Raw genomic sequence first — 12171 nt, forward strand, 5'->3', positions numbered from 1 at the left:
GCCGCCAATTCTACCCGTGTCGAGGTAAATACTCCAATGTTTCAGTATTTAACCTGCAAGAGATTTGATTAAATTTCGCTAACATATTAAAAATGAGTGCCTTACACCCAACGCAAAGAGAAAATCAATCAGGGGTTTACAAATGGTCGCTGCTCGGTGTAAAATTCCGCACCATTTTAAATAGCCTTTGGATTGAGTTGAGACACTGCTGTTTAATGTGCTGGCATTTGTTTTTAAACTCATGACAGACAGTGTTGAACTGTAGACTTAGCCAACCAACATAACTACACCTAAGGGGTGATGGCGTATGCCAATTATTAAAGTACGTGAAAACGAACCATTCGACGTAGCTCTTCGTCGTTTCAAGCGCTCTTGTGAAAAAGCTGGTATTTTAGCTGACGTGCGTGCTCGTGAATTCTACGAGAAGCCAACAACTGCTCGTAAGCGTGCAAAAGCTGCTGCAGTTAAGCGTTTAGCTAAAAAGCTTTCTCGCGAAAACGCACGTCGCGTACGTTTATATTAATCTCATTATGAACTTAACCGATCAGCTAATAGACCAAATGAATAACGCCATGCGTGCTAGAGAAAAAGTGCGCTTGGGGACAATTCGTATGGCACTTGCCGCCATTAAACAGATTGAAGTGGATACCCGCGAAACTCTGACTGATGAACAAGCGATAGCTGTATTAACCAAAATGGTCAAACAACGTCGCGACTCTATTGTTCAATATGAAGCAGCAGGTCGTCCGGAGTTAGCAGCTGTTGAAGCAGAAGAGATTCAAGTTATTGAAACTTTTTTACCGAAACAACTTACAGAAGATGAAGTCGCAACGATTATCGATGCAACTATCGCGGAAGTCGGTGCTGCAACCATGGCGGATATGGGTAAAGTAATGGGAGCATTAAAATCGAAAGTTCAAGGCCGTGCAGATTTAGGTGCCATTGGTACCATGATACGCGCTAAATTGAAGTAATCGCTTTTTAATGTTGAATAAGCCGTGCACTTGCACGGCTTGTTTGTTTAAATCAGTTGATAAAGTAAATTCGAGAACATAGCAATCAATGGCGATACCTCGTGATTTTATCAATGAGCTTATAGCTCGCATTGACATAGTCGATCTTATTGATCGCAAAGTTCCTTTGAAAAAAGCCGGTAAAAATCATTCGGCTTGTTGTCCTTTTCATAGTGAAAAATCACCCTCTTTTACCGTCAGCAGAGACAAACAATTTTATCATTGTTTCGGATGTGGCGCCCACGGCAATGCAATTGACTTTGTCATGGAGTACGATCGTCTCGAATTTGTTGATGCCATTGAAGAACTTGCCGGTCAACTCGGAATCCCAGTACCTAGAGAACAAGGTACAGGAAAAAGACCCGACCAAGGATTAAGCCGCGATTTATATGAACTGATGGAAGAAGCAAATCTTTTTTATCAGAGTCAATTACGGCAACACACAGATAAACAAAAAGTGGTTGATTACCTCGCATTTCGTGGTCTATCCGACGAGGTAGTTGAACAATTTGGTATTGGCTTTGCGCCAGACGGCTGGGACGGTTTACTGGGCCGTTATCGCCAAAACCAAGCAGCACAAGATAAATTGCTTACAGCAGGCATGCTAATCGCTAACGATAACGGCAAACGTTATGACCGTTTTCGCGACAGATTGATGTTCCCGATCCGTGATCGTAGAGGTCGCGTAGTCGGATTTGGAGGAAGAGTTTTGGGCGACGGCACCCCAAAGTACTTGAATTCTCCAGAAACGCCCATATTTCATAAGGGTAATGAGCTTTATGGTTTGTATGAGCTCAAACAAAAACATCGCGACCCACAACATGTATTAATTGTAGAAGGATACATGGATGTCGTTGCCCTGGCACAATTTGGGGTAGATTACGCAGTAGCGTCATTAGGCACTTCAACCACAGCTGAACAATTTCAACTGCTAGTGCGTAGTGCAAAACAAGTCATTTGTTGTTACGACGGTGACCGAGCTGGACGAGAAGCCGCATGGCGTGCACTCGAAACAGCTTTGCCCCTACTGAAACCCGGTGACCAAGTTAAATTTATGTTTTTGCCACAAGGCGAAGACCCTGACACCATGGTCAGAAAAATTGGCAAAGACGCATTTGAAGCATTAATGCAAAAAGCCATGTTATTACCAGAGTTTTTGTTTGATACATTAAGTAGCAATCATGGCTCCGATAAAGGGGCATTAGCCAAGCAAGCCATTGCGCTAATTGAAAAGGTACAAGATACCGTCCTACAGAATTTGTTGTTAGAAAACCTAGCACACAAGTTGGGCATGAACAGTGCCGATGATTTAAAGAAAAAACTCGGTTTTGCTGTTAACAAAGTAAAACCACTCAATGCAAAAGGCTTACAAGGCCGTGGTACACCATTAAGGTTAGCCATTGCCCTACTGGTTCAAAACCCTAGCCTCGGCTTTGGTTTAGCCATTCAGCCTGCATTAGAGCGACTGCAAATGCCCGGTATCGCATTACTAGGACACTTGCTAGACATGACTCGAGAGCAATCGTTAAACAGCGCACAACTACTTGAACTGCATAGAGAGCATGAACAAAAAAGCACTCTAACAAAGTTAGCCCACTGGGATCATCAAGTGGCGGATGAAAACGTATTGCCAGAGTTTAAACAAACCTTGATATGGTTGAACAATCAATATATTGAACAACTATACCAAGAGCTAAGCCTTAAACAGACTTTAACGAAAGTTGAAAAAGTTCAGCTAACAAAGTTAGTTGCGATAATGAAAGGCATTGCAAAATAATACGCAATTATTGATGAATAATCTGCGTACAAAACCGTGCCATGGACTAGCTAAGATTAGTCTGCACAGTTATAATTGACGATTTGCGCGCCACTTAGCATAGCTAAATGGCCTATCGTTTTATCAGTTACCCAAACTTGGATGATATCTATGGATCACACTCCGCAGTCGCAACTCAAACTGTTGCTCGCTAAAGGTAAAGAGCAAGGTTACTTAACCTATGCTGAAGTGAACGACCACTTACCAGCAGACATGGTCGATTCTGATCAGATTGAAGATATTATCCAGATGATAAATGACATGGGTATCCGCGTTTTTGAAGAAGCGCCAGATGCCGATGACATGATGATGTCGGAAGACAACACAGACGAAGATGCTGCAGAAGAAGCTGCGGCAGCACTTGCAACCGTTGAAAGTGAGTTAGGCCGTACCACAGACCCTGTACGTATGTACATGCGTGAAATGGGTACAGTAGAGCTACTTACTCGCGAAGGCGAAATTGTTATTGCCAAGCGTATCGAAGAAGGTATTAACACAGTACAAAGTTCTGTGAGTGAATACCCTCAAGCTATCGCAATGATCTTAGAGCAATTCGACCAGTATGAAGCTGAAGAATTGCGCTTGTCTGATATTATCTCTGGATTTATCAATCCTGACGACGATGACGTCGCCCCTACCGCCACCAATATTGGTTCAGAAGTCGCGAATACCGATAATGACGATGATGATGACGATGACGATGATGACGATGACGAAGAAGAGGAAGAAGGCAACAAAGGTCCAGATCCTGAAGAAGCCAAAGAGAAGTTTACTCAATTAAGAGAAGCTTACGAAAAAAGCTTAGGCATTATTGCTGAAAAAGGTCGTGACCACCCTGAAGCCATCGGTTCGTTATTTGTTATCGGTGAATTATTTAAAGAGTTCCGCCTTGTTCCTAAACAGTTTGACCGTTTAGTGAAAAGCATGCGCAACATGATGGATCGCGTACGTGTTCAAGAACGTCTAGTGATCAAACTTTGTGTTGAACAAGCTAAAATGCCGAAGAAAAACTTCATCAAAGCATTTACTGGCAACGAAACTAATTTAGATTGGTTTAAAAAAGAAAAAGAAAGCAGCAAGCCATACGCAGAAGGTCTTCGTATGATTGAAGACGACGTCACGCGTTGTGTCACTAAGCTTGGTGCCATCGAACAAGAAACAGATTTAACCATCGCAGGCATTAAAGACATTAACCGTCGCATGTCTATCGGTGAAGCGAAAGCTCGTCGTGCGAAGAAAGAAATGGTTGAAGCTAACTTACGTTTGGTTATCTCTATTGCTAAAAAGTACACCAACCGTGGTTTACAATTCTTGGACTTAATCCAGGAAGGTAACATTGGTTTGATGAAAGCGGTTGATAAGTTTGAATACCGTCGTGGTTATAAGTTCTCAACTTATGCGACTTGGTGGATCCGTCAGGCGATTACTCGCTCGATTGCTGACCAAGCACGTACGATCCGTATTCCAGTACACATGATCGAAACCATCAACAAGCTGAACCGTATTTCACGTCAAATGCTTCAAGAAATGGGCCGCGAGCCGTCTCCTGAAGAATTAGCTGAACGTATGATGATGCCTGAAGATAAGATCCGTAAGGTACTTAAAATCGCTAAAGAGCCAATCTCAATGGAAACCCCAATCGGTGACGATGAAGATTCGCATTTGGGTGATTTTATCGAGGATACGACTCTCGAGCTACCATTAGACTCAGCCACAAGCGAAAGTCTAAAGAACGCCACACACGAAGTGCTAGCAGGCTTAACCGCCCGTGAAGCAAAAGTACTGCGTATGCGTTTCGGTATCGACATGAACACCGACCACACTCTTGAAGAAGTGGGCAAACAGTTTGACGTAACACGTGAGCGTATTCGTCAGATTGAAGCTAAAGCGTTACGTAAGTTACGCCACCCTTCTCGCTCAGAGATTTTGAAGTCTTTCCTAGACGAATAAACTTATTTGAGTCATCTGTGGTTAAAAACCTGCTTCGGCAGGTTTTTTTATGCCTCATATTTAGCGCATTAAATACTCATCCTGTTTTTCTACATAAACAACTCAATATCAATAGCTCAGTTCAATGTCACTCATTGCGCGCGTTCATGCCCTATGCCTTGAATTAATGGTTATCAAAGTTGCCGTTATTTGCCTTAAAAGCAACAAAACTGCTTAACAGATAACCAATTGAAACAAGATAAGTAAATAGTGCTCAAAACACGGGTGACAAGCGCCAACAAACTTCGTATACTTTCACCCGCTTTCGATAGTGACGACTATCGTAAGTCGGCCCCTTAGCTCAGTTGGTTAGAGCATACGACTCATAATCGTCAGGTCCCCAGTTCAAGTCTGGGAGGGGCCACCAATTCAGATAAGCCGTAGCAATGTTTCATTGCTACGGCTTTTTCGTTTCTAATGTTTAGGATGTTGATGAGCGACAAGTAGTAACGGTGAACCATCGAGATGATGTCACCACGCCATGCTTAACATGGCGTGGCATGATGCGAGTTAACGGCAAGCGTTATGCTTTATGAATATGTAAGGGGCTTTTTTCTAAATGCGTTTGTGCAGCGGTTATGGCCACCACAGCTTTAGAATTAAACTCTCGTTGATATAAGGTGTAAACCACAAATAAACTGGCCACGATAAACATCCATGGGTTCACAAACCAGCAAAGCGCTGCCATTGAATAATAATATGATCGCAGGCCATAATTGTAAGAATGAGCGGCTTGATCTTGTACTACAGCCATTTGCCTTGCGTACGCGATGAGATCTTTATCGGTGCCGGTTTTATCCAACGGCGCGGCGCCTATCATCACGTTAACAAAACCATATTGGCGCATTGACCAGGTAAATTGGAAAAAAGCCAAGACAAAAATCCCGACTAATAAACCAAGTTTAACCTGCACTAATGCATGATTAGGCGGGGCGGTAAATGGAATTGAAGCAATGACCGTTTCCAGCTTTTCGACTTGCGAGAATAAGGTCAGCACACCCGCTAAAACCAGTAAGGTCGTTGAAGCAAAAAAAGCAATATTTCGTTCAAGGTTAGCCAGTAATGCAGCCTCACCCACTCGGTTTTCTTTACCAATAACTTGCGACATCCACATAATTCGCTGTTGATGCATTACCCTAGCAATACAGTTGGTAGTCTTAGCTTTACGCCGAGCAAAACTGGTGTAACCAACCCAGGCAACTAAAAACACAATTAAGGCTAACGAATCGATCCAGGGCACGATCATGCTAATCATCTCAGACAAAAAATAATAGATTGATTATGCATCAGTTTTTACTCACCTTAAATCAGTTTTTGTCTAAAACCGTTCCGCGTAAATAAGTAATGACTAAGCGAGAGTGTAAAAGGGCTTAAACACGGCGCATGACTGAATGAATAGTGGTTATCTTTCGAAGTCATGTAACGCAGTGTAAGCCCTTTTAAAACTCGCCTGAAAGGAATGTTCCAGCCACTTTTACTCTGTGTTCTCGCTATTTGAAAGGGCACAACCATTACCGCATAGCGACGCCTTAATCAAAAACGGCTGGACGCATTCTGAGTGGTCAGTGATTAATGCGGATTAGTTTAAAATGGGCTTGGACAAATACAATTCATAGTCTCGAGGGTAATGGGATGAATAAAAGTGAGGCTAGTGGCATGCAAAAGTAATCGCGGTGCCATCTGTTGTGACTGCTCATTACGATACAAATCACAACCCAGTATAGGATGGCCAATCTGCTGGCTATGAATACGTAACTGATGCGTACGGCCGGTAATGGGGCTAAATGTCACCTTGGTTGATAAACCGTGTGGGTGCCTTTCTATGACCTGGTAATGACTTTTAGCAGGCTTGCCTGTGTCATGGCAAATTTTCATTAACGGAAAATTATCGACATCTTTGGCGATGGGTAAATCAATCTCACCTTCTTCATCCGGTAACACACCGTGAAGTATTGCAGTATAAGTTTTGCTTATCGTGCGTTGCTGAAATTGTTGGGTCAATAAACCATTAACCTGTTTATTGAGCGCCACCAGCATAATACCTGAGGTGCCAAAATCGAGGCGATGCAATAAGGTCGCTGTAGGAAAGTCTTGCACTAAACGATAATGCACAGAATCTTTATTTAACGGATTTTTACCCGACAAACTCAACAACCCTGAAGGTTTGTTGATGAGCAGTAAGTGTTCATCTTGGTATAACACCTCAATAACACCGTGACAGGGTGGCGCAATAAATTCAGACATAACATTTTGATCATCAAATTATACGGCGATAATAATAGCAAAGGTGGCTCATTGGCCACCTTTGTATCATTAAAGTCTTTAAAAATGACTTAAGTACGCAAACGTCCTAACTGTTGATGTTGCTGACGAACAAGCTCTGCAAGACTATCACTGCTTTGTTGTGCTTCGTCGGCGAGTTGTGACAACTCAGAGGCCGAATCTGAAATACCGGTAATATTACGATTAACCTCTTCAGTGACCGCACTTTGCTCTTCAGCAGCGGTCGCAATGTGTGTCACCTGGCTCGATATCTCATCAATTTGCGACACGATGGCATTTAATGACTGCAACGCCAATTGTGTTTGCTCAACGGCTTTATTCGCGCCTTGAGCTCCTTTATCAATAATGTTCGAGGCATTTTTCACTTCTTTTTGCAGTGAATCAATTAAGGTACTAATTTCATCAGTCGACTTTTGAGTTCTCGATGCTAATGTTCTCACTTCGTCGGCAACCACAGCAAAACCACGGCCTTGCTCTCCAGCACGTGCAGCCTCAATAGCGGCGTTCAAAGCGAGTAAATTAGTTTGCTCTGCAATAGCACTAATCACCTCTAAAATACGACTAATATTGCCACTACTTTGCGACACTAAATTAACCGCTTGCTGCGCCTGGGCTGACTCTTTAGACATGCCCTCAACAAACACCATAGCTTGAGATAAACGCGACTCACCTTCTTTAACATTGATGGTCATCGACTCCGTTTCCATCGCCGTTTGCTCTGAGGCTTTAGCCACTTCTAAGGCGGTGGCACTCATTTGATTAACTGCAGTGACCACACTTTCAATCTCATTATATTGTCGATTAACACTTTCACGGGTGTGCTTAGCGATCTCAGCTGACTTAATACTTTCTTGTTGCGAGCTGTCTGCAAGTATTTTAAGTTCAGAAATTAAATGGCGTAATTTAGCAATAAAACGATTAAACCCACCGCCTAACGCTATCAATTCCGCATGGGCGTCTACATCTATCGTTTGGGTTAAATCGCCTTCGGCACTGGCCAAGTTTTCGACCCGCGTTTGGATCATATTCAACGGCGCAATAATACTGCGAATCACCAAACTAATAATAATCACGGCGATAACGGTAACGGCGATGCCAATCATTAATAACAAGCCACCTAATGACATTTCCATTTCGGTCATTGAATCGTTCATATGATTAACGGCCATAAAGGCCTGACTTTTGGGCACTTCAATAATCAATGACCATGTTGCATTGGCAATAGGGATGGCAATAGGATAGCCAACTGCAATGCTGTCTGGCTCATTAACAAAACCAGAGGTGTTATTTAATGCTAATAACTTTTTGGCCAATTCGGGCTTAACCGACTCACTCAATGGCCGAGCGAATTTAGTATAATGGCTTGCGGCCACCACAAAGCCTTTTTGGCTAACCAGAGTGACTTTAGCCTGGCCCTGGTATAAGCTTTTTGACAGTTCCATAATCATGGATTGGAATATCGGTAAGTTAATATCTACACCAACGATACCTTTAAATTGATTATCGACGACGACCGCTGAGGTTAACGATGTCATCAATACTTGATTGCCCGGAGTGATTTCGTATAAATATGGCTCCATCAAACAAGGCTTTTTACTGTCTTTAGCACATAAATACCATTCGGCTTCGCGTACGCCAAATTCGTTTAACGTACTGATATATTTATCTTCTGCATTTGCCACAGATTGCTGCTTTACGGACCCGTCTGTACCACGAGTGTTATAAACCTCTAATGTGCCAGCATTGACCACACTATGACTACTGCCGCCTAAATAACTATCATCGAGATAGTCATAGCCGTTAGGTTCAAAGTGAACATACATAGATGATATCTGTTCATTTTTTTGCAATACAGCGGCTAAAGACGACTCTACACGTTCGCGACTTAAAGGATCTTTTTGAGCAGTTTGCTCTAACAAGCCAGCAAATGAATACGGAATACGATACGCCTCGTTAATAAAGCCAGCGACACGCTCACCATACTCACCCGCTCTGGCAGATAATTTGTCGTTGATTTCTTGCTGTAAAGCCACTTCCACTTCGGCTGCTAAGCTATTATTTTTATCTTTTAGCACGACCCATAAACTGGATGACAGCACAACTACGGTGGCAATAAACAATGCCGAGGTGATCCATAACAACTTTACTTTGATGGATAATGCTTTCATTCAATTTTAACTCCCAGTGTTTACACGACTTTTTAAGTGTAGTCCGCTTTTAAGAACATAACGTAAAACCCAAAAAAAATCCCGCTAAAAGCGGGATTTAATTGAACATTTATTAAACAGCATTCTACGATTTAAACACGGCTTGAAATGTACCATCCATAATGGCTAAACCAGCATCAATTTGCGCATCAGGAGCCGTTAGCGGCACTAACACACGAATAACATTACCGTAGGTGCCACAAGACAATAAAATAAGCCCACGACTTCGTGCTTCAGCCAAAATCTTAGCACTATATTGTGGTGCCGGTACGCCATCGTCCATCAGTTCAATGGCTATCATGGCGCCTAAACCACGCACATCTGCAATTTGCGGGTATTTAGCCTGCATATCGGTTAATGCCGTTTTAAGCCGATTACCCACGTCATTAGCGCGAGTTAATAACTGTTCTTCTTCAAACACTTCAATAACTGCGAGCGCTGCTGCACAGGCAATAGGGCTACCACCATAAGTGCCGCCTAAGCCGCCTGCGGTTACTGCATCCATGACGTCTGCTTTACCAGTAATACCAGACAGTGGAAAACCACCGGCGATAGACTTAGCAAAGGTGGTAATGTCAGCGGCCACACCCATTTGTTCCATCGCAAAGAAAGTCCCTGTACGACCCGCGCCAGTTTGTACTTCGTCTGCAATAAGCACAATGCCATGGTTGTCGCACAATTCACGTAAGCGCTTCATAAACGATGGTGTAACGGCGTAAAATCCGCCCTCGCCTTGTACAGGCTCTAATATAATCGCCGCGATATCAGCAGGCTCTGCATCATTCTTAAAAATACGCTCAATTGATGCCATTGCATCATCTTCAGACACACCATGCATTTCACACGGAAATTCAGCGCGGAACACATTGGCTGACATTAAGCCCATGCCTTTGCTGTACGGTGCGACTTTACCCGTTAATGCGAGTGCAGCGATGGTTCGACCATGATAGCCAGAAGTAAATGCAATAACCCCGGCTCGTTTTGTATACGCACGCGCTACTTTTACCGCATTCTCGACCGCTTCTGAACCACTGGTGAATAACGCGGTTTTCTTGTCGAAGTCGCCAGGGACTAGATGGTTAAGTTTTTCACATACCGCAATATAGCTTTCGTAGCCTAACACCATAAAACAGGTATGCGAGAAGGCATCTAACTGCGCAGCTACCGCAGCTTTAACTTTAGGGTGTAAATGGCCTGTATTGAGCACCGCAATACCACCCGCAAAATCAATGTATTCTCGACCTTCAACATCCCATACCGTGGCGTTTTCAGCACGTTCAGTAAAAATAGGGTGGATTTGTCCTACACCTTGAGCCACTGCCGCTTGGCGACGCGCCATTAGTCCATCATTTGTTTTAGTCATAGCCCGCTCTCTTAAACTGACATGCAGATATATTTCATTTCAAGGTATTCATCGATACCAAACTTAGAACCTTCACGGCCTAATCCAGACGATTTAATGCCACCAAAAGGCGCCACTTCTGTCGAGATTAATCCGGTATTAACTCCCACCATGCCATACTCAAGCGCTTCAGCGACTTTGTAGACTAGCGAAATGTCGCGGCCATAAAAATACGCCGCTAAACCAAATTCAGTGTCGTTAGCTTGTTTAATGACATCATCAACGGTATCGAATTTAAATAACGGTGCTAATGGGCCAAATGTTTCTTCTTTAGCCACCAGCATCGACTTATCAACATCACGTAAAATGGTGGGTTCAAAAAACAATCCGCCCAAGCTATGCACTTTACCACCCGCTACAATACTGGCACCTTTTGAGAGTGCATCCGCTAAATGGCTTTGTACTTTGGTCACAGCAGCTTCATTAATCAATGGACCGATATTGACCCCATCATCTGCGCCGTTACCCACATTGAGCTTAGCGACAGCAGCAGCAAATTTTTGGGTAAATTGCTCATACACGCCGGCTTGAACATAAATGCGGTTGGCACACACGCAGGTTTGGCCTGCATTACGGTATTTTGCAATCATGGCGCCTTCGACTGCGGCGTCGATATCGGCGTCGTCAAACACGATAAACGGTGCATTACCGCCAAGTTCAAGTGAGAGTTTTTTAAGTGTCGGGGCGCATTGCTCCATTAACTTAATGCCCACCGCGGTTGAACCGGTAAACGATAATTTACGCACTATAGGGCTATCGCATAAGGTATTACCAATGGCAATAGCATCACCCGTCACCACACTAAATACCCCCGCAGGAATACCTGCGCGATGAGCCAGTTCTGCTAACGCTAATGCGGTAAACGGCGTTTGCGGTGCAGGTTTAACCACCATAGTACAACCCGCAGCAAGTGCCGGCGCAGCTTTACGGGTGATCATCGCGGCAGGGAAGTTCCACGGTGTAATCGCCGCGGTAACCCCTACAGGTTGTTTAATTACCGTCAGTCTTTTATCTGCTTGATGTCCAGGAATAGTATCGCCATAAATACGCTTGGCTTCCTCGGCAAACCATTCGATAAACGAGGCGGCATAAGTCACTTCGCCTCTGGCTTCAGCCAATGGTTTACCTTGCTCTGTGGTCATCATCAACGCGAGATCGTCTGCATTTTCATGCATTAACTCAAACCAACGGCGTAACTTTTGGCTACGCTCTTTGGCAGTAAGCGCGCGCCATGCAGGTAACGCCTTATTGGCGGCTGTAATCGCGGCTTGGGTTTCAACGGCGCCCATCACAGGCACATGGCCAATAAGTTCTTGGGTTGCGGGATTGTTTATAGCAACCTTTTCACCACTGTCGGCGTCTATCCAAACACCATCGATATAACATTGCTCATGCAATAAGCTTGGATCATTTAAAATCACAACGCTCTCCTACTCATTCGATAAAATACTGTGTCTTTGT

At 43.7% G+C, this 12171-nt stretch carries 9 protein-coding genes and 1 tRNA gene; 5 read left to right on the forward strand and 5 right to left on the reverse strand.

Annotation, left to right across the window (positions count from 1 at the left end; translation table 11 throughout):
- Positions 1-307: 307 nt before the first annotated feature.
- From rpsU to ACROAE_RS02590, 5 genes are all read left to right on the forward strand, one after another.
- A complete protein-coding gene (gene rpsU / locus ACROAE_RS02570; RefSeq protein ID WP_006080725.1) occupies positions 308-523 on the forward strand; it encodes a 30S ribosomal protein S21 in 216 nt (71 codons plus the stop codon).
- A gap of 7 nt (positions 524-530) precedes the next feature.
- Positions 531-974 carry a GatB/YqeY domain-containing protein gene (locus ACROAE_RS02575; protein WP_432399359.1) on the forward strand — a complete coding sequence of 148 codons (444 nt, stop codon included), beginning with the start codon at positions 531-533 and terminating at the stop codon, positions 972-974.
- 88 nt (positions 975-1062) lie between these two features.
- Positions 1063-2790, forward strand: a complete 1728-nt coding sequence (gene dnaG, locus ACROAE_RS02580) for a DNA primase (RefSeq protein WP_432399360.1) — start codon at positions 1063-1065, stop codon at positions 2788-2790.
- Between the two features lie 150 nt (positions 2791-2940).
- Positions 2941-4779, forward strand: coding sequence for an RNA polymerase sigma factor RpoD (gene rpoD / locus ACROAE_RS02585; RefSeq protein ID WP_432399361.1), 1839 nt, complete (start codon positions 2941-2943; stop codon positions 4777-4779).
- Positions 4780-5108: 329 nt separating this feature from the next.
- Positions 5109-5185 (forward strand) — tRNA-Ile (locus ACROAE_RS02590).
- 156 nt (positions 5186-5341) lie between these two features.
- Here ACROAE_RS02590 and ACROAE_RS02595 read toward each other — a convergent pair.
- From ACROAE_RS02595 to gabD, 5 genes are all read right to left on the reverse strand, one after another.
- Complete coding sequence (locus tag ACROAE_RS02595) at positions 5342-6064, reverse strand: DUF599 domain-containing protein (RefSeq protein WP_432399362.1); 723 nt, start codon at positions 6062-6064, stop codon at positions 5342-5344.
- A 338-nt stretch (positions 6065-6402) separates the two neighbouring features.
- On the reverse strand, positions 6403-7062 hold the full coding sequence (locus tag ACROAE_RS02600) for an RluA family pseudouridine synthase (RefSeq protein WP_432399363.1): 660 nt from the start codon (positions 7060-7062) through the stop codon (positions 6403-6405).
- Positions 7063-7151: 89 nt separating this feature from the next.
- Entirely contained in the window at positions 7152-9269 is a 2118-nt protein-coding gene (locus ACROAE_RS02605; protein WP_432399364.1) for a methyl-accepting chemotaxis protein, read from the reverse strand.
- Positions 9270-9393: 124 nt separating this feature from the next.
- Positions 9394-10671: a 4-aminobutyrate--2-oxoglutarate transaminase gene (gabT, locus tag ACROAE_RS02610; protein ID WP_432399365.1), complete on the reverse strand. Its 1278-nt coding sequence runs from the start codon at positions 10669-10671 to the stop codon at positions 9394-9396.
- Between the two features lie 11 nt (positions 10672-10682).
- Complete coding sequence (gene gabD, locus ACROAE_RS02615; protein ID WP_432399366.1) at positions 10683-12131, reverse strand: NADP-dependent succinate-semialdehyde dehydrogenase; 1449 nt, start codon at positions 12129-12131, stop codon at positions 10683-10685.
- Between the last annotated feature and the right edge of the window lie 40 nt (positions 12132-12171).

The organism is Shewanella sp. MF05960 (assembly GCF_050849305.1).
Taxonomy (GTDB): domain Bacteria; phylum Pseudomonadota; class Gammaproteobacteria; order Enterobacterales; family Shewanellaceae; genus Shewanella.